The sequence below is a fragment of the Halomonas sp. NYA30 genome (assembly GCF_976980765.1).
Window position 1 is genome coordinate 1,620,573 of the sequence record NZ_OZ334477.1, and the last position, 25,711, is coordinate 1,646,283.

23 protein-coding genes and 1 pseudogene are annotated in these 25,711 nt (G+C 55.7%); 15 read left to right on the forward strand and 9 right to left on the reverse strand.

All coding sequences use genetic code 11. The features are described 5' to 3' along the window. The first annotated feature begins 170 nt into the window (after positions 1-170). The 3 genes from gshA to ACWI0H_RS07360 are packed head-to-tail and all read left to right on the forward strand — an operon-like array spanning position 171 to position 3,212. Positions 171-1,811 (forward strand): glutamate--cysteine ligase, encoded by a 1,641-nt coding sequence (gene gshA / locus ACWI0H_RS07350; RefSeq protein WP_336274653.1) that lies wholly within the window; start codon positions 171-173, stop codon positions 1,809-1,811. Then, positions 1,808-2,305 (forward strand): disulfide bond formation protein B, encoded by a 498-nt coding sequence (locus ACWI0H_RS07355; RefSeq protein ID WP_336274652.1) that lies wholly within the window; start codon positions 1,808-1,810, stop codon positions 2,303-2,305. The genes gshA and ACWI0H_RS07355 overlap by 4 nt, the downstream gene beginning before the upstream one ends. 43 nt (positions 2,306-2,348) lie before the next feature. Beyond that, a complete protein-coding gene (locus ACWI0H_RS07360; RefSeq protein ID WP_336274651.1) occupies positions 2,349-3,212 on the forward strand; it encodes an alpha/beta hydrolase in 864 nt (287 codons plus the stop codon). On the opposite strand, the gene ACWI0H_RS07365 is transcribed toward ACWI0H_RS07360, so the two are convergent. From ACWI0H_RS07365 to ACWI0H_RS07385, 5 genes are all read right to left on the reverse strand, one after another. Continuing rightward, positions 3,209-3,889, reverse strand: a complete 681-nt coding sequence (locus tag ACWI0H_RS07365; protein WP_336274650.1) for an ABC transporter ATP-binding protein — start codon at positions 3,887-3,889, stop codon at positions 3,209-3,211. The two genes, ACWI0H_RS07360 and ACWI0H_RS07365, sit on opposite strands and share 4 nt — an antisense overlap. Continuing rightward, on the reverse strand, positions 3,882-4,634 hold the full coding sequence (locus ACWI0H_RS07370; protein ID WP_336274649.1) for an ABC transporter ATP-binding protein: 753 nt from the start codon (positions 4,632-4,634) through the stop codon (positions 3,882-3,884). The genes ACWI0H_RS07365 and ACWI0H_RS07370 overlap by 8 nt, the downstream gene beginning before the upstream one ends. Further along, positions 4,627-5,682: a branched-chain amino acid ABC transporter permease gene (locus tag ACWI0H_RS07375; protein WP_295711879.1), complete on the reverse strand. Its 1,056-nt coding sequence runs from the start codon at positions 5,680-5,682 to the stop codon at positions 4,627-4,629. Before ACWI0H_RS07375 ends, ACWI0H_RS07370 begins: the two co-directional genes overlap by 8 nt. Beyond that, a complete protein-coding gene (locus ACWI0H_RS07380) occupies positions 5,675-6,595 on the reverse strand; it encodes a branched-chain amino acid ABC transporter permease (protein ID WP_336274648.1) in 921 nt (306 codons plus the stop codon). The genes ACWI0H_RS07375 and ACWI0H_RS07380 overlap by 8 nt, the downstream gene beginning before the upstream one ends. A 63-nt stretch (positions 6,596-6,658) precedes the next feature. After that, a complete protein-coding gene (locus tag ACWI0H_RS07385; RefSeq protein WP_336274647.1) occupies positions 6,659-7,801 on the reverse strand; it encodes an ABC transporter substrate-binding protein in 1,143 nt (380 codons plus the stop codon). A 455-nt stretch (positions 7,802-8,256) separates the two neighbouring features. Here ACWI0H_RS07385 and rsd point away from each other — a divergent pair, with 455 nt between their 5' ends. Continuing rightward, on the forward strand, positions 8,257-8,745 hold the full coding sequence (rsd, locus tag ACWI0H_RS07390; RefSeq protein WP_336274646.1) for a sigma D regulator: 489 nt from the start codon (positions 8,257-8,259) through the stop codon (positions 8,743-8,745). A gap of 29 nt (positions 8,746-8,774) precedes the next feature. Here the strand turns inward: rsd and ACWI0H_RS07395 are convergent. Both ACWI0H_RS07395 and ACWI0H_RS07400 read right to left on the reverse strand, forming a co-directional pair. Then, positions 8,775-11,854: pseudogene (locus ACWI0H_RS07395) on the reverse strand (efflux RND transporter permease subunit). Next, on the reverse strand, positions 11,838-12,956 hold the full coding sequence (locus ACWI0H_RS07400) for an efflux RND transporter periplasmic adaptor subunit (RefSeq protein ID WP_485875805.1): 1,119 nt from the start codon (positions 12,954-12,956) through the stop codon (positions 11,838-11,840). Before ACWI0H_RS07400 ends, ACWI0H_RS07395 begins: the two are co-directional and overlap by 17 nt. Positions 12,957-13,199: 243 nt before the next feature. Between ACWI0H_RS07400 and ACWI0H_RS07405 the strand changes: the two genes are divergently transcribed. The 3 genes from ACWI0H_RS07405 (at position 13,200) to ACWI0H_RS07415 (ending at position 14,936) form a co-directional block, all read left to right on the forward strand. Next, positions 13,200-14,174 carry a malate dehydrogenase gene (locus ACWI0H_RS07405; protein WP_101145309.1) on the forward strand — a complete coding sequence of 325 codons (975 nt, stop codon included), beginning with the start codon at positions 13,200-13,202 and terminating at the stop codon, positions 14,172-14,174. A 173-nt stretch (positions 14,175-14,347) separates the two neighbouring features. Further along, on the forward strand, positions 14,348-14,578 hold the full coding sequence (locus tag ACWI0H_RS07410; RefSeq protein WP_176302808.1) for a hypothetical protein: 231 nt from the start codon (positions 14,348-14,350) through the stop codon (positions 14,576-14,578). Further along, the gene (locus ACWI0H_RS07415; protein ID WP_485875806.1) at positions 14,568-14,936 is read left to right on the forward strand and encodes a type II toxin-antitoxin system VapC family toxin; all 369 of its coding nucleotides are present in this window, start codon (positions 14,568-14,570) and stop codon (positions 14,934-14,936) included. The genes ACWI0H_RS07410 and ACWI0H_RS07415 overlap by 11 nt, the downstream gene beginning before the upstream one ends. 12 nt (positions 14,937-14,948) lie before the next feature. Here the strand turns inward: ACWI0H_RS07415 and ACWI0H_RS07420 are convergent, their stop codons facing one another. Beyond that, positions 14,949-15,605 (reverse strand): histidinol-phosphatase, encoded by a 657-nt coding sequence (locus tag ACWI0H_RS07420; protein WP_336274642.1) that lies wholly within the window; start codon positions 15,603-15,605, stop codon positions 14,949-14,951. A gap of 225 nt (positions 15,606-15,830) precedes the next feature. On the opposite strand from ACWI0H_RS07420, the gene ACWI0H_RS07425 reads away from it, so the two are divergent. Together ACWI0H_RS07425 and ptsP are read left to right on the forward strand one after the other, a co-directional pair. Further along, the gene (locus ACWI0H_RS07425; RefSeq protein WP_240716294.1) at positions 15,831-16,322 is read left to right on the forward strand and encodes an RNA pyrophosphohydrolase; all 492 of its coding nucleotides are present in this window, start codon (positions 15,831-15,833) and stop codon (positions 16,320-16,322) included. A gap of 88 nt (positions 16,323-16,410) precedes the next feature. Further along, entirely contained in the window at positions 16,411-18,672 is a 2,262-nt protein-coding gene (gene ptsP, locus ACWI0H_RS07430; RefSeq protein ID WP_336274659.1) for a phosphoenolpyruvate--protein phosphotransferase, read from the forward strand. Here ptsP and ACWI0H_RS07435 read toward each other — a convergent pair. After that, positions 18,669-19,469, reverse strand: a complete 801-nt coding sequence (locus ACWI0H_RS07435) for an NRDE family protein (protein ID WP_336274641.1) — start codon at positions 19,467-19,469, stop codon at positions 18,669-18,671. The genes ptsP and ACWI0H_RS07435 overlap by 4 nt on opposite strands. A gap of 209 nt (positions 19,470-19,678) precedes the next feature. On the opposite strand from ACWI0H_RS07435, the gene ACWI0H_RS07440 reads away from it, so the two are divergent. From ACWI0H_RS07440 to ACWI0H_RS07465, 6 genes are all read left to right on the forward strand, one after another. Next, positions 19,679-20,845 (forward strand): response regulator, encoded by a 1,167-nt coding sequence (locus ACWI0H_RS07440; protein WP_485875807.1) that lies wholly within the window; start codon positions 19,679-19,681, stop codon positions 20,843-20,845. Positions 20,846-21,069: 224 nt separating this feature from the next. Beyond that, positions 21,070-21,867 (forward strand): prolipoprotein diacylglyceryl transferase, encoded by a 798-nt coding sequence (gene lgt, locus ACWI0H_RS07445; RefSeq protein WP_485875808.1) that lies wholly within the window; start codon positions 21,070-21,072, stop codon positions 21,865-21,867. A gap of 156 nt (positions 21,868-22,023) precedes the next feature. After that, entirely contained in the window at positions 22,024-22,797 is a 774-nt protein-coding gene (locus ACWI0H_RS07450) for a thymidylate synthase (protein ID WP_485876174.1), read from the forward strand. Further along, a complete protein-coding gene (locus ACWI0H_RS07455; RefSeq protein WP_485875809.1) occupies positions 22,794-23,333 on the forward strand; it encodes a dihydrofolate reductase in 540 nt (179 codons plus the stop codon). Before ACWI0H_RS07450 ends, ACWI0H_RS07455 begins: the two co-directional genes overlap by 4 nt. 20 nt (positions 23,334-23,353) lie before the next feature. Further along, positions 23,354-24,142 carry a ProQ/FINO family protein gene (locus tag ACWI0H_RS07460; protein WP_485875810.1) on the forward strand — a complete coding sequence of 263 codons (789 nt, stop codon included), beginning with the start codon at positions 23,354-23,356 and terminating at the stop codon, positions 24,140-24,142. A gap of 264 nt (positions 24,143-24,406) precedes the next feature. Then, complete coding sequence (locus ACWI0H_RS07465) at positions 24,407-25,489, forward strand: porin (protein ID WP_485875811.1); 1,083 nt, start codon at positions 24,407-24,409, stop codon at positions 25,487-25,489. Positions 25,490-25,711: the final 222 nt, after the last annotated feature.

The window sequence follows — 25,711 nt, forward strand, 5'->3', positions numbered from 1 at the left end:
TGAAAGCTAATGTTTGGAAAAGCGTCGTGTCTTGAATAGCGTCGTGTCTTGAAAAAAACATGGTTGCCGCCATATCCTGGTTTCTATTTTTGAAACAGCGATGATGGCGATGCCACCTGACTACACCAAGGCCCGCTCACAGCGGGCTTTACTGACAAGGAGTGTTCACCTTGCCTGAACTACTCACTGTGCCATCTGCGCTGACCGCGCAAGTCGAGCGCCTGATCCCCAGTGCGCGCCTTGGTCGGTTGGGCCGCCTGCGTCGTGGGCTTGAAAAAGAGGGGCTGCGGGTTGATGCCAATGGACACATTGCCCAAACGCCGCACCCCCACGCGTTAGGCTCTAAATTGACACATCCGCATATCACCACCGACTATTCAGAGTCGCTGCTTGAGTACATCACGCCGGTTTACTCCGACCCGAGTGAAGCGCTGTCGTTTCTGTCTGACCTGCATACCTTTACTTATCACCACCTGCAGGATGAATGGATCTGGCCTGGCAGTATGCCATCACGGCTTTCAGGTAATGACAGCGTGCCGATTGCCGACTACGGCTGCTCCAATGTCGGCACCATGAAGCATGTTTACCGCAAGGGGCTGGACATGCGCTACGGCCGCATCATGCAGGCGATTGCGGGCGTTCACTACAACGTATCGTTGCCCGATGACATGTGGCATGCCCTGCGTGAACTGGATAAAGCCACCAACATCCCGTTCAACGATTACCGCTCTACCCGCTATTTCGGCATGATCCGCCACTTTCGCCGCCACAGCTGGCTACTGCTCTATCTGTTTGGCGCCTCACCGGCTATCGACAAGAGCTTCTTGCCGGAAGGAAAAGTGCCTGAAAAGCTGCAGGCACTCAGCGACGACACCTATTTTGCGCCCTACGCGACGACGCTACGTATGTCCGACCTGGGGTACCAGAACAAGGTGCAGTCGCAGCTCAAAATCTGTTTTAACTCGCTATCTAACTACGTCAACACCCTGCGTCATGCCATCTCATCGCCATGGCCGGACTATGAGAAAATGGGCGTTAACGTCGATGGCGAATGGCGTCAGCTGAACGCCAATATTCTGCAGATCGAAAACGAGTACTACAGCGATATTCGCCCCAAGCGTGTCGCCAAGCACAACGAAACCCCCAGCCAAGCCCTCGAAGCCCGTGGCGTGGAGTACATCGAAGTGCGCTGTCTCGATCTCAATCCTTTCGACCCTCTCGGCGTGACCGAAACCCAGATGCGCTTTGTGGACACCTTCCTAATGTGGTGCCTGCTCAGCGACAGCCCGTGGATCTCCGACGAAGAGTGTGACCGCTTGGATGACAACCGTCGCTGGGTCGTCGAGCGCGGCCGTGATCCTGAGCTCAAACTGTTTAATCATGGTGAAACGACGTCGGTGCGTGAGTGGGGCGAACAAATATTCGCCGAGATGGGGGAAGTCGCCCGCCTGCTGGATGCCGTCGAAGAGGGAAGCCCTCATGCTGACGCGCTAGCAGAACTCGCTCCACGCCTAGCAGACCCTTCGCTAACGCCATCAGCCCAGGTGCTCGAACGGCTCAAAGCGAACGGCGGCTCGCTAAGTGATTTAATGCTTAGCCTGGCCCAGGAGCAGGCGGAGCAGCTGAAAGCAGAACCTATGCAGCGCAGCCGTGAAGCGCTACTTGCTCAACTGATTGAAACCTCGCACCAGCAGCAGCGCGATATTGAAGCCGCTGATAATGAAACCTTTGAAGCGTTTCTAGAGGCTTATTTCGCCAAGGCGCGCGAGTCCCGGGCCCTTTCCGCGTTGCCATCTGAGGCTCATCAATGATCCTGCATGCTTATCGTTCGGTTGCCCTGGCCGGTTTGGCCTTCTGCGTTCTAATGATGGCGGTGGCGCTTGGCCTGGAGCATATCGGTGGCTTTGAGCCTTGCCCGCTATGCATTTTCCAGCGTGTCGCGGTGATCGCGGCGGGCATTGTGTTTGCCATTGCCGCCATCCATAGCCCGGCCGGGCGGGTCGGTAAAGTAATTTACGGAGTGCTGGCGCTGGCTGCCGTAGGCACCGGTGCCTTTATCGCCGGGCGTCACGTCTGGCTGCAAGGCTTGCCCGCCGATGAAGTGCCTTCCTGCGGCCCCGGGCTTGATTACATGATGGACATCCTGCCCATGCAGGAGGTGGTGGCCATGGTGCTGACCGGCTCGGGGGAGTGCGCTAATATCGATTTCTCGCTGTTAGGCCTCTCGCTACCCGCCTGGACGCTGATCGGTTTTGCCATTCTGGCAATCGCCCCGTTATGGATGCTGGTTAAAAGCCGGGGTTAGCCATGCGCCAGGGATAAGAAGCGCCAGCTATAAGGAGATCGGCATGCTTTATCGACACTTCACGACTCAGGAAGAGATCGACCGCGCCTACGACCCGATGGTGGGGCGAGACCCGTTGGTGTTGGTAAAGGCGTGGCGTGAGCGCAGCGAAGCATCAAGAGCCAGCCATCGTACAACGCTCGATCTGCCTTATGGCCCAACGCTTGCTGAGCGCATGGATATCTTTCATGCCGATGCATCTCATGACGAGCATCCAAAAGCCCCGGTGCATGTGTTCTTCCATGGCGGCTACTGGCGCTCGCTGAGCCATCGTGAATTCAGCTTTATTGTCGATGATCTGGTGAATGCCGGTATCACTGTCGCGGTGGTCAACTACGCGCTCTGCCCGCAGGTACGCTTTAGCGAACTGGTACGGCAGAGTCAGGCCGCGATTGCCTACCTGTACAAGCATGCCGCTGAGGTGGGCGTCGATCCGGAACAGCTGAGTATTTCGGGACACTCGGCGGGCGGGCATCTATGCGCCATGCTGATGTCGACGGATTGGGAAGGCGCCTTTGGGTTGCCAAATCAACTGATTCGCGGCGCCCTCTGTATCAGCGGGTTATACGACTTGCGGCCCTTCCCATGGTCATGGCTGCAGCCCAAGCTTCAACTCAGCGGGCGGGATGTGCAGGAGTTCAGCCCATTATGGCTGCCGTGCCGGGTGCCTGCGCCTATAAAGCTGGTGGCTGGAGCAGGGGAGTCTGAAGAGTTTGAAAGGCAGATGAGTAGCTACGCTGAGCATTTGAGCCAGCAAGGCCAAACAGTGACTCAGCAGCTACTTCCCGACGTGGATCACTTCTCGATTCTTGAGCACTATCTCAACGATGGCTGCTTTGTTGAGTGGATTAAAGCATTTCACGCCTAAACGCCCAGGTAACGGTCGCGGATAACGCTGTCCAGCGCAGCGGGTTTGCCATCCCATACCGTGCAGCCTTTTTCTAAAATGGTGCAGCGGTCAGCGATGGGCAGAATTTCGCTTAACGACTTATCGACCAACAAGGTGGCCTGACCCTGCTCTTTGAGCAGCCGAATCGCCCGCCAGATCTCCTGTCGAATCACCGGTGCTAACCCTTCAGTGGCTTCATCCAGCACCAGAAGACGTGGGTTGGTCATTAGCGCACGGCCAATGGCCAGCATCTGTTGTTCGCCACCAGAGAGCGTTTTGGCCATTTGCGCGCGGCGTTCTTCCAAGCGCGGAAATAGCGTTTCCACTTTCTCCAGTGTCCACTCGCCCGGGCGGGCCGTGACCAGCAAATTTTCGCGTACCGATAAGTTGGGAAAGCAGCGACGACCCTCCGGCACCAAGCCAAGCCCCGACTTAGCAATGCGATAAGCGGGCAGGCGACGTATATTTTGAGCTTCGAACTCAATGGTGCCGCGGCTGGCTGGGGTCAGCCCAAAGATCGAGCGAATGGTGGTGGTTTTGCCCATACCGTTACGCCCCATTAAAGCCACCATTTCACCGGCGTTAACGTCAAGGCTTACGCCAAACAGCGCCTGGGAGGGTCCATAAAACGTCTCAATGTCAGCAACTTTAAGCATCAGAATCTCCCAGGTAGGCTTCCCGAACGCGTGGATCCTGCTTAATTGTCTGGCTGTCGCCATGGGCGATTACGCTGCCAGAGACCAGCACCGAAATACGATCAGCCAAACGAAAAACCGCTTCCATGTCGTGTTCGATCAGCAGAATGGGCACTTCCAGCTTCAGCGCCTCGAGCAGCTCGGTCAGTTTTGCCGAGCCCTCCGGACCCAAACCAGCCATTGGCTCATCCAGCAACAGGGCACGGGGCTTGAGCGCCAGGGCACAGGCGACTTCAACCTGACGACGCTCACCGTGGGAAAGCTCGAATACCGGTGTCCAGGCGCGGTGGCTGAGCTGCATCCGTTCCAGCGCCTCATAAGCTGGCTTTAGCAGCTGTTGATCTTTGGCGACGGGCTTCCAGAACCGAAAACTGTGACTCTGTAGCGCTTGTACGCCCATCATCACATTGCGGATCACCGATAGCGGTTCAGCCAGCGATGACACCTGAAAGCTCCGCCCCAGTCCAAGACGTGCGCGCTCGGCAATGCTCATCGTGGTAATGTCGGTACCAGCCAGATAAACGCGGCCCTCGTCGGGGCGCAGGCTGCCAGCAATCTGGCCGATTAACGTAGATTTACCCGCGCCGTTGGGACCAATCAGGGCATGGATTTCTCCCTGCTTAAGATCCAGCGACACATCGTTAGTCGCCTGTAGTGCTCCAAAGCGCTTATGTAGTTTTTGCAGTGACAGGACAGCTTCACTCATTGCGCTCACTCCCGGCCAGCCAACCCATCACACCGTGCTTGGCAAACAGCACGACGCCAAGCAGCACCAGCCCTAGAAAGAGTTGCCAGTACTCGGTGATGCCACCCAGGAAGGTTTCCATCATCACAAACAGCACCGCCCCGGCCAGCGGGCCATAAAGGCGCCCCACGCCCCCCAGGATGACGATGACCATCAGCTCGCCGGAGAAGTGCCAGCTAAGCATCGAAGGGCTGACGAAGCCGTTCAGGTCCGCGTAGAGCGCCCCGGCAAGCCCGGTGATGGCCGCCGAGATAACGAACGCCACCAGACGAATGGGATACGGGCTGACCCCCGCCGTTGCCAGTCGTACGTCATTCAGACGTGCCATGGTCAGCGCAGCACCAAAGCGCGATTTCATCAGTCGCGAGGTGATCGCCATGGCCAGTACCAGCCCGGTGAAGCAGATCAGGAAATAGGTCAATGCATCACTGCTGTCGAACAAGTTGTTACCGACCTGGGGCAGGGTGTTGCGGATATAGATAGGCAGCCCATCCTGACCGCCGTAGGTGGGCCAGGAGTTGGCAAAGTAGTAGATCATCTGCGCAAAGGCGAGGGTGATCATGATGAAGTAGACGCCGGTGGTGCGTAGCGAAATGGCGCCGATCGCCAGGGCCAGCAGGGCGCACAGCACGACGGCGGCCAGCCATACCACCAGTAGGCTATCGCTGCCCGGCACGCTGAAGGGCCAGCTCATGAATGGCGTCATGTCGAAGGCATGGTAGGCGCTGATGCCCGCCACGTAGCCACCCAGGCCAAAATAGGCCGCATGACCGAAGCTCACCATGCCGCCATAGCCAATCGCCAGGTTGAGCCCGACGGCTGCCATGGCAATGATGGTGACCCGCGAGGCCAGATTGACGTAATAAGTGTGACCCAAAAAATAGGCGGCCACGGGCAGTAACAGCAGCAGGCCGAGCAGGATCATCTGAACCAGCCCCTTGCGGTCGAAGTGGCTCTCCGCGTGGGTGGCTGGCGCAGCGTTCTTGGAAAGGGAAGTGGTATTAGTCATTGGCAGCAAACAGTCCCTTGGGCTTGAACGCGAGGATGACGGCCATGAGGATATAAATCAGCATCGCAGCCAGTGAAGAACCGACCCCAGTGGCTTCAGAAGGCGGCATGAATGTTTGGAAAAACAGCGGCAGGTAGACGCGCCCCAAGGTATCGACAACCCCCACCAGCAGCGCCCCGAACAGCGCGCCCTTGATCGAGCCGATACCGCCGATCACGATGACCACGAAGGCTAGGATCAGCACCGGCTCGCCCATGCCGACCTGCACAGACTGTAATGCCCCCACCAGCGCGCCGGCCAGGCCCGCCAGCGCAGCCCCCAGGGCAAACACCACGGTATACAGCTTGGCAATGTTGACCCCTAGTGCGCTAATCATTTCGCGGTCGCTTTCGCCCGCCCGAATGCGCATGCCTAGCCGTGTGCGGGAAATCAGCAGATAAAGGGCAATCGCGATAGCGACCCCCACCCCGATCAGCACTAGCCGGTAGACCGGGTAGCGGGTATCCCCCGGCAGAGTAACAAACCCCGTAAGCCAGGAGGGCGGACTCAGCCATAGAGGCGAAGAGCCGAAGATCCAGCGTGTGCCTTCTGAGAAGATCAGTATCAGTGCAAAGGTCGCCAACACCTGGTCGAGGTGAGGGCGGTGATAAAGACGGCGTATGACCAGCAGCTCGACCAGTGCGCCGACCAGGGCTGCGGCCGTCATGCCTGCCGCCAGGCCGATCAGAAAAGAGCCTGTTGAGGCTGTGACCGCGGCCGTGGCATAGGCGCCCACCATGTAAAAAGAGCCGTGGGCAAGATTGATCAGCCCCATCACCCCGAACACCAGGGTGAGGCCGCTGGCCATCAAAAACAGCATCGTGCCTAGCTGAACGCCGTTAAGTAGTTGCTCGATTAGCAGGGTAACGGACACGTTGGTTAACCTTGACGAAGGTGAAGAGAAATGGCTGGGTGCACGCACCCAGCCGAGGCCAGCTTACATGTCGCACTGCTCGTAGTAGACATCCTGGATATCTTCAATCGCCACACCGATCAGGCGATTGGTGGGCTCGCCATCATCACCTTCCACCACTTCACGTACATAAATATCCTGGATGGGGTGCTGGTTGGGGCCAAAGCGGAACTCACCGCGCACGCTATCAAAGTCAGCGGCCCGCAGTGCTTCGCGGAAGGCATCTTTGTCATCGGGGTGGGCAGTTTCCAGCGCGCTGAGAATCAGATTGGCAGTGTCATAACCCTGTGCCGCGTAGAGCGTCGGCATGCGGTCATAGGCGGCTTGGAAGCCCTCGACGAAGCGGTCGTTGGCTTCGTTTTCCAGATCGTAGGCCCACAGTGATGTATTGCGGGCACCAATCGCAGCACTGCCGACCGCTTTGATAAGAATTTCATCAAACGAGAACGCCGCGCCAAAGATCGGCATGTCAACGCCCGAGCTTTCCCACTGCTTCATAAACGAAATGCCCATGCCGCCGGGCAGGAAGAAAAACAGGCTGTCGGCATCGCTATCGCGAATCTGAGCGATTTCGGCCGCGTAGTCGGTCTGGCCCATTTGGGTATAGAGCTCACCGACGACTTCACCCTCATAAAGGTGCTTGAAGCCCGCCAGTGCATCGGTGCCCGCCGGGTAGTTGGGCGCCATGATGATCGGACGCTCATAACCCTGTTCGCGCATGTAGGCACCCATGGCGCCATGCAGGTTGTCGTTCTGATACGCCACGTTAAAGTAGTTTTCGTGGCACATGCGGCCAGCCAGGTCGGAAGGGCCGGCATTGGGGGAGAGGTAGAAGGTGCCCTGACGCACCACTGACGGTACGACCGCCATCGCCAGGTTCGACCAGATAATCCCGGTCAGAATATCGACCTCATCTCGCTGCATGAACTCATTAGACAAGCTGCGCGCCAGATCCGGGCGTCTAGCGTCATCCTGGATCAGCACTTCCACATCGTCCCGGCCCGACTGCTCGAGCGCCAGCATAAAGCCATCGCGAACGTCCACGCCCAGGTGCGAGCCCCCGCCTGAAAGCGTGGTGATCATACCAATTTTGACGTCTTCAGCATGTGCGCTTAGCACGCTTGAAGAGAGCAGTAAGCCAAGGCCAAAGCGGGATAGCATTTTCATGGTAATTTCCTTGTTTTAATTAACCCTTGCCGCATTTTTTAACGAATGTCATCTTGCTGAAAAATATCGTTTAGAACAACAAACTCAGCGGCCATTTGGTCGCTACTGGTTTAGAGCAAGCCATGTTATAGCCTATCGAGAGAACGGTGTCGTCATAAGGCTACAGCCCGGTGCGTTATCTGCTTGGCATACGTTGCATACGGCTTTGCTCGCAATACTGGCGCTAAAGTGAGAGCATCATTTCAGGCAAGGTCAAGCCAAGCCAGTTGGTATGAGCTGGTATGAGGGCGCTGGTTATTAGCTATAGAAGAAAGGGTTATTATTAATGAACCCTTTGTACCAAGGAAACCGCGCCTGCTGGGATTGACAGAGGTAGGTGTAGGCGCGACTCTAAGCCTACTCGTTATTTAGACCGGCTAATGGTCGTTAAATCGGTGAGTTTAAGGAGAAACCCCATGCTCGAAGATTGCAAAAATGCCCTGGAGCGCTGGGGAGGCGTGCATGCTCTGATCGACCGCTGGCTGGATCAGCGTCGTCAGTTGTTAGTCAGCTTTATTGAGCTAAAAGAGGCGTGTGACGCTGAACTGGAAGCGGTGAGCAAAGCACCCATTGATACCTTCAGTGAGCTATTGATGGACTACATCAGCGCCGGTCACTTTGAGATTTATCCTCAGCTATCGGAAGAGGCGCAGGCCTTTGGTGATGAGGCTGCGTTAGTTATCGCAGAGAAGTTGCTTGAGCGTCTGGAAATGTCAACCGAGATGGTTCTGGAGTTTGATACCGATTTCGGCTCTACCCTTCGCTGCGAGCAAAATATTGCCCGTTTGCCTGCCTGGATCGACCGTCTAGCGCGTGGCCTTACCGAACGCTTCGCGCTGGAAGACCAGCTGATCGCACGCTTACACGCCGCCCATAGCCCCGAGCACGCCAAAGCCCCCGCTTAATATTCTCATTTGGCTGGGGAAGGACAGCTTTAGCTCGCGGTTCTCTCACGCCGCAACTTACCCCCAATCACCAGCATGCAGGGGGTAAGCAGCAGCGTTAGTGCGGTGCCGAAGGTGAGGCCACCGGCGATGGCGCTCGACATTTGCGTCCACCACTGGGCGGAGGGCGCATTAAAGCCAAGGGCAGGGGTAAACAGATCGACATTGATCCCCAGCACCATCGGCATCAGACCTAAAACCGTGGTAATCGCCGTTAACAGCACCGGGCGAAGGCGTAAGCAGCCTGCTTCCAGGGCGGCCTCGCCGGGCGTCATGCCTTGGCCGCGCAGCTCGTTGTAGGTGTCGATCAACACGATATTATTATTAACCACGATACCCGCCAGGGCAATCACGCCCATGCCCACCATGACAATGCCGAACGCCTGGCCGGTAATCAGCAGGCCCATGAGCACGCCCGCGGTGGAGAATACAATCGCCGAAAGCACCAATCCCGCCTGATAGAAGCTGTTGAACTGAGTCACCAGAATCAGCGCCATCAGGCCAATCGCAATCATGAACGCGCTGGCCAGGAACTGCATCGACTCCTGCTGATCCTCCTGCTCACCGGCGGCATTGACCATTAAGCCATCAGGCAAGCTATCGCGACCCGCCTCTAGCAGCGCCGCAGGCGCTCATCGGCAAGAAAACCGGGAGCGAGATCCGCATCAATGGTAATCGCCCGGCGGCCGTCGATACGGTTAAGGGTGCCCACCTTGGGTGCCGGTTCAAGGGTCACAAAATGCGAGATAGGCACCTGTCCCCGCTGGGTGTTGATGGTCAAGCGTTCCAGCTGATCCAGCGAACGCCAGTTTTGCGGCAGGCGAACGCGGATATCCACTTCATCGCTGACTTCGGGCGGACGATAGCTCGCCACCTGCAGGCCCGTGGTCAGCAATTGCACCGCGCTACCAATGGTCGTGACATCGGTGCCCATGCGCGCCGCGGCTTCGCGGTCCATATTCACCTGCCACTCCACGCCGGGCAGGCTGCGGTTATCCTGAATGTCGGTAAAACCACCCAGTTCGCGCATTAACTGCGCTAACTGGTTAACGCCTGCATCAGCGACGTCAGGATTCGTAGCGCTCACCTCCAGTACGATGGGTTTTCCGCCGCCAGGGCCCATTTCCTGCTCCTGGAACTCCAGGGTAATGCCGGGAATATCCCGAGCGCGCTCGGCCATATCATCCAGAATAGCCTGGGCAGGGCGCCGCTCATGCCAGTCGATAAACTGGAACTGCAGCATGCCAATCACATCACTACCCATCTGCTCGTTAGGCACTGCAAACGAGCGCGCATAAAGCGCTCTCACTTCGCTCATGCCGGATAGCTTCGCTTCTACCCGCTGTACAATGGCATCGGTCTCCACGGCGGAGAAGTCGCCGCGGGCGCGTACCAATACCTGGGCACTATCCGGCTCTACGTTGGGGAAAAAGTCGACACCGTGGTTGAAACGCGCGTAGCCGGTATACAGCAACACCATTAATAGCACGGTGACCAGCAGCACCCAGGCAGGGTGCTTAAGCAGCCTGGTCAGCAGGTGGCGATAGCCACGCCCAAAGGACGTTGTAGCCTCATCATTGTTAGTCGTTGATTGCTTCGTGTCGGTGCGGGTAAACAAGCGCCCTAGGGTAGGCAAGAACACCAGCGCCATGGCCAGCGATGCCAGCAAGCATAAAATCACCGTGGCGGGCAGGTACTTCATAAACTGCCCCACTACGCCGGGCCAGAACAGCAGGGGAATAAATACCGCCAGCGTAGTGGCCGTCGAGGCAATCACCGGCCAACTCATTCGCGAGGCAGCATTGAGCCACGCTTGATGGGGCGTTTGACCATCGTGGAGATAGCGGTCGGCAAGTTCACTCACCACAATCGCGCCGTCGACCAACATGCCGGCTACCAGAATGAGCGCAAACAGCACCACGATATTGAGCGTAAATCCAAATGCCCACACCAGCAGAATGCCGGTTAAGAAGGCGCCGGGAATGGTCAAGCCTACCAACAGCGCCATACGCCAGCCCATCACCGCGACCACCACAATTAGCACCAGCACCACAGCGGTAAGCACGTTGTTGAGTAGCTCAGAGAGCATGTTTTCAACGGTGGTCGACTCATCGAGAATGGTCGTGAAGCGAAGCTGCTCAGGCAATAAATCATCGGCTTCCGCCAGGCGCTCACGCACTGCGTCAATGGTGGCGATGATATTAGCCCCGGCACGTTTGGAAACTTCCAACACCACCGCAGGCTGATCATCAATACGGGCAAAGCCTTCGGGGTCTTTGTAGGTAGGGTTGATCCACGCCACATCACCAAAGGTGACGACGCGATCCTCATCCACCTTGACCGGCATATTCATGACATCGTCAAGGGACTCAATAATGCCGGGGACTTTTAAGGCCAAGCGCCCCGCGCCAGTATCCAAACTGCCTGCTGCCACCAAGCGGTTATTGCGCGACACCTGGTTGAACAGCGTGTCGAAATCGACCCCATAGCTCTCGAGCACCAGCGGATCTACGACGATTTCCAGCAGGTCTTCCCTCTCACCGGCTATGTCCACTTCCAGCACATCGGCGATGCCTTCGATCTCCTCCTGCAGTCGCCGGGCAATCGTCATGCGTTCGCGGGTATCCAGTTGCCCGGAGAGGCCGATAGTTAACACCGGAAACTCGGATACATTGACTTCCATGACCCGCGGCTCATCGGCCTCGTCAGGCAGCTCGCTACGGGCAATATCCACGCGATCACGAACGTCGGTTAGCGCGGTATCGGGGTCAAAGCCAGGGTCGAACTCCAGCGTAATCGAACCATGGCCTTCGCTGGACTGGGCGGTAAACTTGCGCAGTCCCTCAATACCGCGCAGTTCCTGCTCCATGGGGCGTATCAGCAGCCGCTCGCCATCCTCGGGGCTGACACCCTCCAACGACAGCGAAACGTAAATCATCGGGATGGTGACGTCGGGATTGGCTTCTTTAGGGATCATCTGCCAAGCAGCGATGCCCGCCAGCAGCAGGCTCACCAGCAGCAGTAATGTCGTACGGGAGTGGGCTAGCGCTGCATTAATCAACTGGCGCATGAACGCTATCCTGTTCCGCCGGCTGTGAAATAATTGCCTCTTCAGCAGGCACAGGTGTCACCGTTTCGCCGGTATCCACCATGCCTGCGCCTAGCGTAATGAGGCGTAGCGGGTCGGGTAGGCCGGTCACGTAGGCGCGCTGCGTATCGGCACTCACCAGCTCCACAGTGGTCTGCTGCACCTGATCGTTTTCATCCAGATGTTTGACGGCCAGTTGGCCCTCACTGTTCAAGCTGAGCAGGGCAGGCGACAGGGTGTGCACCTGGCGGGGTGGCAGCGTAATTGTCAGTTCCGCGCTACCACCCGCTAGACGTTTACCGGCAGGGTTATCCAGCGTAGCTTCGATGTAAAAAGTGCGCGTGGCCTCTTCTGCGCGGTGGCTGATAAAAGTCAGCTCGCCTTCCAGGTGGTCGCCATTGAGTAATCGTGCGGTGATCGGCAATCCCTCGCTCAAATCGCCTACCTGCTGCTGAGACACCCAGGCGGCACCCTTCAAGCGGCGGTCGTCCACCAACTGGGCCCACTCTTCTCCGGGCTGTAATAGGTCACCTACCTCTACCTGCACGCGATCGATCACACCATCGAAAGGCGCAGTGGGGCGGCTGTCATCCAATTGCTTCTGCAGTTGAGCCACCGAAGCGGCGCTGGCGCTGAGCGAACTCTGCAGGCGCAAAAGCTCGGGCTGCGAAATCAGCTCCCGCTGGCGCAGGTTGCGCGCCCCGGCATACTCCGCTTCAGCGACCGCTAGCTCGTCACGGGCCTGCTGCAGTTGTTCAGGCAGGGCGTCGTTATCCAGGATCAGCAGCGTATCACCCGCCTCAACGCGGCTACCTTGGGCCACCGGCTTTTCAACAACAAAGCCTGCGACGTTGGCACGCAGGGTGGTTTCGCGCTGGGCGGTCAACTGGCCTTGAATGATCTGTTGGGGAATAAACGGCGTACTCTGCTGTTCTACCACTTCGACCCGTGGCCCCGATTCGTTACGGGGGGCAGCTTCCGGTGCCATGGTCTGAAAACGCTGGAAATTACCAAAGGCGAGCCATATCACCAACGCCAGCACCAGTAGGCTAGCCAAGGCATAAGAGAAGGGAATTCGTCGCATGGGGGCGTCCATGTCCTTAGCATTACAAGAAAGGAGGGCATTAAGCCGAAGATACCATAGCGCAACTCGGCCTTTTCAGCGAGTGGCAGGCCGCGACGAGAATGGTAAGTACGGTAAATGGGTAGTCGTCTCTTGTCTGATTGAGTTTTTGCCCAACTGGGCATACCATCTTTGCGTCTTGAGTTCTGTTGAGCCACCCCTCAGGCGAGAACCATCCCTAGGCGAACCTATCAAGGAGCAATGATGAAAGATCCAGTACGTATTGCGATTACCGGCGGTGCCGGTCAGATCAGCTACTCTCTTATTTTCCGCATCGCCGCTGGCGACATGTTGGGGCCGGATCAGCCTGTCATTCTCCAGCTGCTGGAAATTCCCCAGGCAATGGACGCCCTGAACGGCGTGGTAATGGAAGTTAACGACTGTGCTTTCCCGCTGGTTCAAGACATCGTCGCGACTGATGACCCGAACGTCGCGTTTAAAGACGCTGACTTCGCCCTGTTGGTAGGTGCGCGTCCGCGTGGTCCAGGCATGGAGCGTAAAGATCTGCTGGAAGCCAACGCCGCGATCTTCTCCGTTCAAGGTAAAGCGCTGAACGACCACGCTAGTCGCGATGTGAAAGTGCTGGTCGTGGGTAACCCGGCTAACACCAACGCGCTGATTGCTTCCTGCAACGCGCCGGATCTGGACGCTGGTCAGTTCACCGCGATGACGCGCCTGGACCACAACCGCGCCCTAACCCAGCTGGCACAGAAAACCGGCAAGCACGTCACTGACGTCGAAAACATGATCATCTGGGGCAACCACAGTGCCACCCAGTATCCGGATCTGGCCCAGTGCAAAGTCGACGGCAAAGCGGCGTTCGATCTGGTTGAGCGCGACTGGTACGAAAACGACTTCATCCCCACCGTGCAGCAGCGCGGCGCGGCAATCATCAAAGCACGTGGCGCTTCTTCTGCCGCTTCTGCTGCCTCTTCAGCCATCGACCACATGCACGACTGGGCGCTGGGCTCCAAAGGTATCGTCAGCATGGCAATTCCGTCTGACGGCAGCTACGGCATTGAAGAAGGCATCATCTACTCCTACCCGGTTCGCTGTCAGGGTGGCAAGTATGAAATCGTTCAAGGCTTCGAAATTGATGCTTTCAGCGAAGAGAAGATGAAAGCCACTGAGAAAGAACTACGCGAAGAGCGTGCAGCCGTCGAGCACCTGCTCGGCTAAACGCGCCTGCTGACGCTTTTATATTAGCGGCAGTCAACGCAAACCCCGCAAGCATAAACTTGCGGGGTTTTTTGTTGGGGCTAGTTGTGAGACCTACTCTTTTAGTTACTCGAATTTTTGGCAGAAAGAGTGTCAAATGGCTAGATGAATAAATTGGGTGCAAGGAGTTTACGATGCATGCGATAGAATTTGAGACTGATATTAAGGATGGAGTGGTCAAAATTCCCGATGAATATGGGTATTTAATGAACCAGCATGCCAGAATTGTGGTGCTGTATGAAAATACACTGGAGGAAAAGGCTTCTGTTAAACAGCATGGGATAGACTTTACGTCTGTAAAAGCCCCTTCCTTGGTCGCTCAGGATGGAGTCGAATACCAAAGGAATCTGCGGGATGAGTGGTAGCTATCTTCTTGATACCAACGTCTTCATTAATGCCATTGAGCGTCAGTTGCTCCTGCCTTCAGCCCATTACGCCTACTCTGTCATCACTGAGCTTGAGCTTCTGGCTTTTCCTGGTTTGCTAGCAGAGGAAGAGCATGCCATTAAGGCGATACTGGGTCAGTTGACAAGAGTAGAGCTGGATTATCAGGTCAAAACTGAAACCATCAAGGTGCGACGTAGTACTCAGATGAAGCTGCCGGATAGTATTATCTCTGCCTCCGCAATGGTGGCAGCATCTACGTTGGTTACTGACGACGTCAAGTTAGCAGAAAAACATGCTGGCAACGTGATCTCGCTTGATACGCTTCTGAGCCGTTAAATATTTACCACCTCAATCCCGCAAAGTCATAATACGCCACTGGCGCTCTTCGGCGACATTGCGCAGAGTGTCATCGGGGTCAACAGCGACAGGATGCTCGACTATTTCTAGTAGCGGTAAATCATTGTGCGAGTCGCTGTAGAACCAGGCGCCTTCCATGCTCAGGTCTTGGTCTTTCAGCCACTGCTCTAGGCGGGTGACTTTGCCTTCGCGGTAGCTCAGCGTGCCGGAAACACGGCCGGTGTAACGGCCCTGTTCCACTTCCGGATTCACCGCAATCAAGTGATCGACACCCAAGCGCTCAGCAATCGGCGCGGTAATAAAGCGGTTAGTGGCGGTAATAATCAGCAGCGTGTCGCCTTTAGTGCGGTGACGGGCCAGCAGCTCTTCCGCTTTGGGCAGGATGTTTGGCTCGATTTTGCTGGCCATAAACTGCTGGTGCCACGCCGAAAGCTGCTCAGGGGAGTTATCGGCCAAGGGCTTAAGCGCCATTTTCAAAAAGGCGGCCATATCCAGAGTGCCCGCGTTGTAATCGGCCATGAAACGTTCATTGGCTTCCCGGTAAGCGACCGGGTCGACGGCCCCTTGTTCGAGTAAAAACTCGCCCCAGGCATGATCGCTGTCGATGGATAGCAGCGTATTATCCAAATCGAAAATGGCCAGACTCACGGCGCTCCCCTTTTTTAGTCAGTGGTAGTAAGCGGTTAGTGTTGGTGTAAAAGCCGTTGTTAAGGCAAATAGCGGACGCGGATTATCGCAGAGTCGCACGGTCATTCCCACCAGCGATAAGGCTAATACAAAGTAAGCATTCACCACTTAGCGTTATATTGTATTGATACGCTTGTCACCCTTGTGGAAAAATGGGGACAACTGAAAATTTATAAGGTGATGTCCGTGATCGACGCTGACGGCTTTCGCCCCAATGTTGGCATCATCATTGCCAATAGCCAGGGGCAGCTGCTTTGGGCGCGTCGGGTAGGACAAAATGCGTGGCAATTTCCCCAGGGGGGCATCAATGCAAGCGAGACGCCACAAGAAGCGCTTTTTCGTGAGCTTTTCGAAGAGATCGGCCTAACCGCCGACGATGTTGATATTGTTGCCTGCACCCGGGGCTGGCTACGCTACCGTCTGCCACGACGTATGATTCGCACACATTCGCGTCCGGTCTGTATAGGCCAGAAGCAGAAGTGGTTTTTACTTAAAATCCGTTGCCAGGAAAGCCAGATCTGTATGACGGCAACCCCCACACCCGAGTTCGATGGGTGGCGGTGGGTGAGCTACTGGTACCCGCTAGGGCAGGTGGTGCCTTTTAAGCGAGAGGTATATCGGCGCGCGCTGCGAGAGTTGTCTCCCCGCGTTCAGCGCCTGGCACAGGATGAAGATTAGGGCGACGGGCCGCTGCCCAAGGTAGGGCAGCGGCAGTCTGCCAGGAAATTCCTCAGCGAGGCAAATAATAGTGAAAAGTAAAACGTCCATGCTTGAGGTGCTGCGCCGGGTGATTCAGGAAGTGAATGGCGCGCGCAACCTCGACGCCGCGCTGTCCACGATGGTACGCCGAATTCGTAAAGCGATGCAGACCGACGTGTGCTCCTTCTACCTCTACGATAAGGAGCTTGAGTCGCTGGTATTGATGGAAACCATTGGTCTGCGTACCCAAGCAGTAGGGCGCGTAGTCCTGCCGATAGGCGAAGGCCTGGTGGGTTTGGTAGCCAAACGCAGCGAGCCGCTTAACCTCGAGGACGCCCAGACCCACCCGCAGTTCCGCTATTTTGAAGCCACTGGAGAAGAGCGCTACTCCAGCTTTTTGGGCGTACCTATCATTCACCAGCGGCTGATGCTCGGCGTGCTGGTTGTTCAGCAAGCCGAAAAACGCCGCTACGACGATGAAGATGAAGCCTTCCTGGTCACCATGGCTGCGCAGTTGGCGGGGGTATTAGCCCACGCTTTAGCCACAGGGAATCTGTTACGCCCGGCGCTTGCCGGTGGGCAGGCAATGTTTAAAGGTGTGGCTGCCTCGCCAGGGATGGCCATGGGGGAGGCGGTGGTGATTACCCCTCCATCCGATCTCAATAGCGTGCCTGATCTCATTCCAAGCGATCAGGACTATGAGGTAGCGCGCTTAAAGGAGGCGATCGGTAAAACGCGCAGCGAAATTCGTGCGGCGGCCGAGCGCTTGGCAAGCCGTATCTCTGCACAGGAGCTGGCGCTGTTTGATGTCTACCAACAAATGCTTGGCGAAGCGGCGCTGGCCGATGAAGTGGAAAAGCGCATTCGCGAAGGGCAGTGGGCACCTGGGGCGCTCGCAGATGTAGTGCGCCGCCACGTGCAGTACTTAGAGCGCGTCGACGATAACTACCTGCGTGAGCGCGCCGCCGATATTCGCGACCTGGGCCGCCGGGTGCTAGCGCACCTGCAGGAAGATACGCCGTCCACGCCGGAAACCTACCCCGATAACGCGATTTTGGTCGGCGATGAGATCAGCGTGGCCATGCTGGGAGAAGTCCCCCGCGACAAGCTCAAAGGTCTGGTCTCGGTGCGCGGCTCCAGCACATCCCACGTGGCAATTGTCGCCCGCGCCATGGGCATTCCTACGGTGCTGGGCATGGTGGATTTACCGCTGCCGCGCCTAGGTGGTGCACCAGTGGTGCTGGATGGTCACCGTGGCCGTCTGTTCGTACGCCCAGCGCCTGAACTGAAAGCACGCTATGAAAGTCTGATTGCTGAAGAGATTGCGCTTAGCGAGCTGTTAGAACACGAGCAAGATCTACCCAGCGCTACCCCCGACGGCCACGCCATGCCGCTAATGGTGAATACCGGGTTAGCGGTCGATGCCACCGCGCTGCTTAAAAGTCGTATCGGGGGAGTGGGGCTCTACCGTACCGAAGTGCCGTTTATGATTACCGAGCGGTTTCCCGGCGAAAAAGAGCAAACCAAACTCTATCGCGACCAGCTTGAAGGCTTTGCGCCGCTGCCAGTGGTGATGCGTACTCTGGATATTGGTGGCGACAAAGATCTGCCTTATTTCCCGATTGAAGAGGCCAATCCTTTCCTTGGCTGGCGCGGCATGCGCGTAACGCTGGATCATCCCGAAGTGCTGATGGTGCAGCTTCGCGCGATGCTTAAAGCCTCCATTGATCTGGATAACCTGTACGTCCTCTTCCCGATGATCACCAATGTCGAAGAGGTAGATGAAGCGCTGAGGCTGCTGGATCGTGCCATTCTAGAGCTGGGCGAAGAGGGTATTACCGTCGTAAGACCCAAGGTCGGCGTCATGATTGAAGTACCCGCCACTATCTACCAAATGGACGCGCTGGCGAAGCGAGTCGACTTTTTCTCCGTAGGCAGCAACGATCTTACCCAGTACTTGCTGGCGGTAGACCGCAATAACCCACGGGTATCGAGTCTGTACGATGCCCTGCACCCAGCGCTGCTCGGTGCGCTTCTGGAACTTGCCAACGACGCTACGCGGCTTAATAAACCCATTTCTTTATGCGGTGAATTAGCCGGTGACCCGGCTGGGGCGCTGCTGCTGATGGCAATGGGCTTTACCAGCCTATCCATGAACGCGCCCAGCCTACCCAAAGTACGCGCGGCAATCCGCCGAGTACCATTTACCGATGCCCAGCAGCTGCTCAAAGAAGTGATGGGGCTGGATACACCTGCCCAAGTACATGCGCATTTAGATCAGCGTTTAGATGAGTGGCAGTTGGCGCATTTGATGCCTCCACGCGACTAGGACGCAGATACCAATGAGTCGCTGGGAAGCGCCAGGGTGGTTTCACCCTCAAAGCGCCCCAGCGGCCCGAAGCGCTGCTCGCTAATGTCGATATTCCCTTGGGCGTCTAACGTCAGCCACGAAGTGGCACGGGTGCCATATCGCTCGCCAACAATAAACGCCGCCGATAGCTGACGCTCCAATTCAAGCCCCACACCGGTATCCGGTAACTCCTCCACCGCAGCCTCCTGAGGATTTTGCATCGCGCGCTGCACGATGTGAGGCCAGGCTTGAACTGGGCCTTCTTGGAAAAGCGTATGTTCGAGTGCACTACGCACATGTAAAAGCTTTGGCCAGGGGGAGTTAAGGTCGGCATTGGAGAGGCCATGCACGCCGGGGGCCACCTCGCTTAAGGCTAGGCGGTCACGACCACGGTGCAAATGCCACATCCGCTGTGGCGTGGCAACTAACAAGTTAAAGCCTGCATAGCGTAATGCCCCGCCTTGACCAAGCTTGGTGAGCCACGCGTTAATATCGTCACACTGCAGGGCGTTCGCGACCAGTTCGCCACGGCTAGGCGCGCCGGGGGGCACGCTCAGTTGTAAATCGCGTACATTGGTCAAGGCTGCTACGACACCGCCACGCTTGGCAGCCAGCCACGAGCCACCAGCCTCCAAATCACGACCACCGATAATGGCAGGGTTATCTTTCCACTGCGCAAGTGGCGCGGTAGGGCGTACATGGAACTCATCGCGGTTGCCCATCAGCCGCAAAGGTGTCGGCGTGCCGGGTTGCCAAGCAAACGATATCAAGCACATAACAAACTCATAGGCGAAAAGGGTGAAATACGTTCAACGCAAGAGCAGCATGACAGTAACGAAGCATAGACGTACACTGCTATCAGTATCAGGTTAGTAGTATAAATTACCACCCATAGGGTGTGAGTGCCGTCATAGTGGCAGGTATCTCAGCGGTTAAACAGCGGTCACGTTATCAGCGGCCATTCGGCCAAGAGGAAGGCGAGATCATGCAACGCTATCAAAGGGAGCACTTTTGGAACGCCATTGTGTGGCCGCTGTTGTGGCCGTTACTGCTTTTACAAGCGGCACTGATTGTGCTCTGCCTGGTAGTTGGTGCAATGGTCTGGTGGGTGTCGCCAAGTTACGCTTCCTGGAGCACCCTGCTATGGTTAATGGCCGCCCTGCTCATCGGTAGCAGTTTGAATGTCGGCGCCTTCCTAATGCTGCTCAAAGCGCGTAGTCGACGTAACGATATTCGTTTCATGCAAGAGCTCGCCGAGCTTGAACGGCACAGTCAGATACTGTGCGCCACCGCTGAACGTGCGCAGCTTGAGCAACAATGCTCCTCGCCGGATGCTTCCGACGAATCTCATCTTCCCCTGCAGCGTCTGGCCAGCGTTAACGACATGCTAGCCGGGCTTAAGCGCCGCATCAACTACTCGAAAGTGGCTAATGCCGCCACTAAAAGCACCCAGCATGAGCATGAACAAACGCTACTGGACGACCTTCAACATCAGCAGCGGCAGCTCAAACACTTAATGGCGGGGCGTGACAGAGCGCGGGAAGAGTCACGTTTAAAGTCGGGTTATCTCATCCTGCTCCAGCGTGAAACTGACAGCTTGTTTGAGCACTTAAATGCAATGGCCGAAAACGATATTACCGATAGTTGTCGGCAAAATATTATGGATGTGAGCGAGCGGCTGTCAGATATTCGTGCGCTATTGGCTAACCTTGTTCAGCATACTGCTGAGGAAAGCATGGTGAAGGGAAGTGCTAATTTACGTGTGCTGGTGGTTGATGATGGGCCGGTGAATTTAATGCTGGCGCGGCAAATGCTGGAAACCCAGGGTCTTCAAGTCGAAGGTGTAAGTAGCGGCGAACAGGCGCTTGAACGCCAGCAAGGCGCCTTTTTCGACCTGGTGTTTATGGACATTTTTATGCCCACCTTGGATGGGCTTGAGACCACGCGGCGTTGGCGTGAATATGAGCGCACCCATAGTGGTAGTCAAAGCGTGCTGGTTGCGCTGACGGCCAACGTCGACAACGCCGGGCGTGATGCCTGCCTAACAGCCGGTATGGATGACCTGCTTGCCAAGCCGTACCAACCTGAAACTCTTCTCAGCATGATTAGCCACTGGTTTCCTGGCACGTTTAAACCGATACCTCCTGCATGACCATCGTCCCGAATGACCCTCGTCGTCGCGTTCGATCAATGAATCCTAGTCGCTGTCGCTCGGAGTTAGGAGCTGGCGTTGAGATGTGGTTTGCGTTTTTCAGTATTGTTGCCACCAGCGTTCCATTTGCCCGCTTAGGCGTTAAACTTGCTCGCTAGCTAATGGTGTGGGCGCTTTAGTGATTCGTGAGTGAAAATTCCCTTTGGTCAGAGTAGAGAGTGTAAATGATTAATTACCCGACGATTGACCCAGTGGCGATCTCCTTAGGGCCGCTGCAAGTCCATTGGTATGGCTTGATGTACGTAGTGGGTTTTGTCGCAGCATGGTGGCTTGGTTGTCGGCGGGCATCGCGCCTCGGCCTCAATAATGATGATATCGGCGATTTGCTTTTCTACTGTGCGATCGGGGTGGTGGCAGGTGGGCGCTTAGGTTACGCGCTGTTCTACGGGCTAGGGCAGTGGACAGCCGACCCGCTGTGGATCTTCCGCGTATGGGATGGCGGCATGAGCTTTCACGGAGGCCTACTCGGCGTACTGCTGGCGGCCTGGATATTCGCTCGGCGCAAACAGCTAGCCTTCTTAACCCTGACTGACTTTATTGCCCCCTTGGTACCCATCGGTTTGGGGGCGGGGCGCATCGGCAACTTTATCAACCACGAGCTACCGGGGCGCGTGACCTCGCTGCCCTGGGGCATGCCGTTTCCCGGTATGGCGCCTGAACCGCGCCACCCATCCGCACTCTATGAAGCTTTGCTGGAAGGCGTTGTGCTGTTCGCTATTCTCTGGTGGGTCTCCGCCAAGCCCACATCTCGCGGCTTTCTATCCGGGCTGTTTTTAGTCTGCTACGGCGTTTTCCGCTTTATGGTCGAGTTTGTCCGCATGCCCGATGCCCATATTGGCTATCTTGCGTTTGGCTGGTTCACCATGGGTATGCTGCTCAGCCTCCCCATGATTGCCCTGGGCCTATTCATTATCGCCTGGTCACGCTCCCAGCCAGTGGATGTGAAAATCCAAAAAGTGTAGAAAAAAGAGCGCTTAGCTAACTGGTTAAAAACAGGGGTAATCTTCGCATTGCCCCTTATGACCCCACCACCTAGAATAAACGGCTACACCGCCTGTTAATTTGGAAATTCTGTGACTGTACCAACGCCCGCGCTTGAGCAACCCTATTTAGACTTGATGCAAACCGTTTTGGAGCATGGCGTTGACCGCCACGACCGCACAGGCGTGGGTACGCGTTCCGTGTTTGGCCATCAAATGCGTTTCGATTTATCGCGTGGTTTTCCGCTCATTACCACTAAAAAACTGCACCTTCGCTCTATTATTCACGAACTTCTATGGTTCCTGAAAGGCGACACCAACATCGCCTACTTGAAAGAGAACGGCGTGCGGATATGGGACGAATGGGCAGATGAAAAGGGCGACCTAGGTCCCGTTTACGGCTACCAGTGGCGTAGTTGGCCTGACCCAAAAGGTGGCAGCGTTGACCAGATTGCCAAGGTGTTGGAGCAAATTCGTACCTCGCCACAGTCGCGCCGACTGATTGTTTCCGCCTGGAACCCAGCCCAGGTCGATGAAATGCAGCTACCGCCGTGTCACTGCCTGTTCCAGTTTTATGTTGCCAATGGAAAACTCTCGTGCCAGCTCTATCAGCGCAGCGCCGATATTTTCCTCGGTGTACCGTTTAACATCGCTAGCTACGCCTTGCTACTGACCATGGTGGCACAGGTGACCGGCCTTCAGCCGGGGGAGTTTATTCACACCCTTGGCGATGCGCATTTGTACAGTAACCATCTAGAACAGGCCAAAGAGCAGCTCACGCGTACGCCCAACGCTGCGCCAACGCTCGTGCTCAATCCAGACGTTGATGACCTGTTCGCGTTCCGCTTTGAAGACATTCAGATCGAAGGATACGAAGCGCACCCACACATCAAAGCCGAGGTCGCGGTATGAGCCACGCAAGCGATAGCTTCGATTCCCTGGTGCCAGTAGCAATGATCGTGGCCATGGCAAAAAACCGAGTGATTGGTGTCGAGGGCAAGCTACCCTGGTACCTGCCGGAAGATCTCAAGTTCTTCAAACGTATTACCCAGGCTAAGCCCTTGGTCATGGGCCGGAAAACTTATGCCTCTATTGGCAAACCGCTGCCGAATCGGCTGAACGTAGTCGTTACCCGCAATCCCGATTTCAGCGAGGAAGGCTTGCGTGTTTGCCACGACTTGCCCGCAGCGCTGGAACTGGCCGACCAGCATGCCACTATAGAGGCGGCAGAAGAGATCATGGTGATGGGGGGCGGAGAGATTTACCGCCAAGCGCTACCCTTTGCTCAGCGGCTTTACATCACGGAAGTGGATATCGACGTAGAAGGCGACGCCACGTTTCCTGACTTCGCACTCAGCGAATGGCAAGAAGTACAGCGCGTAGCGGGGCAGCCAGCAGAAGGGCAGCCAAACTACGATTTTGTGGTCTACGAGCGTATCGCCGACTGAAAAGGTCAAAGGAGAAGGTTATGGCCGCCAGCTTAATGAATATTTTAGATGACTTAGAAGCGCGTCTTGAACGCACACAAGCTGAGCTGCAAGCCCTGCGCGAAGAAAACCAGCGGCTAATGCAGCAGTTGGCGCTGCAAAATGCTCCAGAGCCAAGCGAGCCAGGCCAGGAGAGGGCGGCCACCGCTGAATCCCACCGCGAAGGTGCTCCTGAACCAATGGTCACTAAGAGCGAAGCGTCTGCCCAGGCAATCTCTGAACCAGCAGCGTCCGCTCCACAAGCTGTACCAGAGCATAACGAACAAGAGGGGCCTGCCGAAATAGCACAAACAGTTCAAACAGCTGAATCTGCCCAAGCACCTTCGCCGCATGCACTGCTTAATCAATGGTATGAACGCTATCCAAAAGCGTTCTTTAAAGGCCATACCAAACCGCTCAAAGTAGGTATTCACCAAGACTTGGCGGAGCGCGAAGAGTGGCCCAATAAGCTGATTCGTCGCGCACTGGCCAACTACGTAAACCTTCCCCGCTATATAAAAGCCGTGCGTGTAGGCGCTGAGCGGGTAGATTTAGACGGCCAGCCTGCCGGTAAGGTTGATAAAGAGGCAGCGCAGCATGCATCAGAAAAACGCGGCGAAAAAAAAGAGAACGAACAACCTAAGAAAAGCCCATCCAAATCAAAACCTGTTGCCCCAAAGCCCCGGCAAGTGGCGGTAGAGCAGGCTGAAAGTGAAAAAAGTGAATCGCATAAGCCGCTTAGCTTAGAAGACAAATTGCTAGGCTTGCAGCAAAAATTCAAAGGGCGCTGAGACCAGGCCTGAGCGCAGGGGTTCCATAAAAAAATGCAAATAGTAAAGAAACACTGTTTTTTTTCTATTGCGTTCTCTGGGATCCCAGTATAGAGTTTGCCTTGCGAGCATTGGACTATAACAAGGCTTAGTTGAGGACATGCCGCATACCACCGGGAAAAACCGGGGATGGAAAAAGAGCATGGCCCGCAAAAGCCACCTGCCGACTTATTAAGAGTCGAGCAGTAACGATCGAAACAGTATACGAGCTAAGGAATTAAAATCATGAAAAAGACACTTCTAGCGACTGCTATCATCGGTGCCATGGGCGCCTCCGCAGCAGCCCAAGCTGCAACCGTTTATGACCAAGACGGTACTAGGCTGGATGTCTATGGCCGTATCGCCATGGGTATTGCTGGTGGCGGCGAAGAGTTTAATGGTTCCGGTCAGCGTATTAATAATGACGCTGAATTTGTAGACGTCTTCTCACGCCTTGGCCTACGCATGAGCCATGACGTTTCACGTGACCTGACTGCTTTTGGTCGTCTTGAGTGGCGTTTCCGTGCGGACGAATCTGGTAACCGCAACGGTAACAACTTTGATGCCTTCTCTGAAACGCGCCAAGCATACCTGGGTTTACAAAGCGATCAGTTCGGTACTTTCCAGGCTGGTAACTTTGACAGCTTCTACAACCAGTTTGTTTCTCTGCCATTTTACTGGCAAATCGATCGTGGTCTAGAGTTTGCTGGTCACCCGAAACAATCGCGCGGCGACTCTATCGGTTACTACACACCCGACATGAACGGTTTTACTGCTGCCCTGCAAGCTAAGCACTACAGTTCGCGCGGCGCAGTGGAGGGAAGCCTTGAAGATGAAGATTCTGAAGTGGCAGCCCAGGGTGCCGTTCGTTACGCCCAAGGACCTGTGACCATCGGCCTAGGTTTTGTTGACGATGTTGAAGATGGTGATGGCGGCAACGGTGAAATGCTCTACGGCTTGATCGGTTCTTACGACTTCACCGATCAGTTCACTGCTCGTTTAGGTTACGAAACTCGTGACAACAACTCTGATTATACACCTAGCGCTACTGGTGAAAATGGCTACGATAAAATTGGTGTAGGCGGCACTTTTACGACGGGTCCTTGGGCATTCGCTCTTGACTACTATAATGTAGACCTTGAAAGTGACGATACTCGACATGCGTGGGCAGCAGGTACTTACTACAATGTATCCAGCAATTTCGACGTCTTCGTTGAAGTCGCTGATGGTGATTCTAGTGTTAGCAGTGACGAATCCAGCATTGGCGATAACTTCGATTCACTGAAAGAAGACGTTTACTGGCTGACTGGCGCACGTTACCACTTCTAAGCTTGGTTTAAATACCATACTTAAAGGGTAAACTGCCTAGCAGAACCAATAGAACCGGCCTCTTATGAGGTCGGTTTTTTTATGTGTAAATTAGAGCGCAGCTCGCCTATTAATTGCCTGGGGTGCGGTACTGTTTCCATAAGTATATAACTTTTCAGTTACTTAAAATTTACAAAAAAGCCAACCATTTTTCTGTGCTTGGCTTTTTGTGATGTCAATGAT

Bases quoted from the DNA above. Each gene is read 5' to 3' on its own strand.
- ACWI0H_RS07405 (WP_101145309.1), top strand. From the start codon at position 13,200: ATGAAAGATCCAGTACGTATTGCGATTACCGGCGGTGCCGGTCAGATC.
- ACWI0H_RS07365 (WP_336274650.1), bottom strand. From the start codon at position 3,889: ATGCTTAAAGTTGCTGACATTGAGACGTTTTATGGACCCTCCCAGGCG.
- ACWI0H_RS07385 (WP_336274647.1), bottom strand. From the start codon at position 7,801: ATGAAAATGCTATCCCGCTTTGGCCTTGGCTTACTGCTCTCTTCAAGC.
- ACWI0H_RS07455 (WP_485875809.1), top strand. From the start codon at position 22,794: ATGAGCCACGCAAGCGATAGCTTCGATTCCCTGGTGCCAGTAGCAATG.
- ACWI0H_RS07375 (WP_295711879.1), bottom strand. From the start codon at position 5,682: ATGACTAATACCACTTCCCTTTCCAAGAACGCTGCGCCAGCCACCCAC.
- ACWI0H_RS07360 (WP_336274651.1), top strand. From the start codon at position 2,349: ATGCTTTATCGACACTTCACGACTCAGGAAGAGATCGACCGCGCCTAC.
- ACWI0H_RS07460 (WP_485875810.1), top strand. From the start codon at position 23,354: ATGGCCGCCAGCTTAATGAATATTTTAGATGACTTAGAAGCGCGTCTT.
- lgt (WP_485875808.1), top strand. From the start codon at position 21,070: ATGATTAATTACCCGACGATTGACCCAGTGGCGATCTCCTTAGGGCCG.
- ACWI0H_RS07440 (WP_485875807.1), top strand. From the start codon at position 19,679: ATGCAACGCTATCAAAGGGAGCACTTTTGGAACGCCATTGTGTGGCCG.
- ACWI0H_RS07370 (WP_336274649.1), bottom strand. From the start codon at position 4,634: ATGAGTGAAGCTGTCCTGTCACTGCAAAAACTACATAAGCGCTTTGGA.
- ACWI0H_RS07435 (WP_336274641.1), bottom strand. From the start codon at position 19,469: ATGTGCTTGATATCGTTTGCTTGGCAACCCGGCACGCCGACACCTTTG.
- ACWI0H_RS07355 (WP_336274652.1), top strand. From the start codon at position 1,808: ATGATCCTGCATGCTTATCGTTCGGTTGCCCTGGCCGGTTTGGCCTTC.
- ACWI0H_RS07410 (WP_176302808.1), top strand. From the start codon at position 14,348: ATGCATGCGATAGAATTTGAGACTGATATTAAGGATGGAGTGGTCAAA.
- ACWI0H_RS07465 (WP_485875811.1), top strand. From the start codon at position 24,407: ATGAAAAAGACACTTCTAGCGACTGCTATCATCGGTGCCATGGGCGCC.
- ACWI0H_RS07450 (WP_485876174.1), top strand. From the start codon at position 22,024: ATGCAAACCGTTTTGGAGCATGGCGTTGACCGCCACGACCGCACAGGC.
- ACWI0H_RS07415 (WP_485875806.1), top strand. From the start codon at position 14,568: ATGAGTGGTAGCTATCTTCTTGATACCAACGTCTTCATTAATGCCATT.
- ptsP (WP_336274659.1), top strand. From the start codon at position 16,411: ATGCTTGAGGTGCTGCGCCGGGTGATTCAGGAAGTGAATGGCGCGCGC.
- rsd (WP_336274646.1), top strand. From the start codon at position 8,257: ATGCTCGAAGATTGCAAAAATGCCCTGGAGCGCTGGGGAGGCGTGCAT.
- ACWI0H_RS07400 (WP_485875805.1), bottom strand. From the start codon at position 12,956: ATGCGACGAATTCCCTTCTCTTATGCCTTGGCTAGCCTACTGGTGCTG.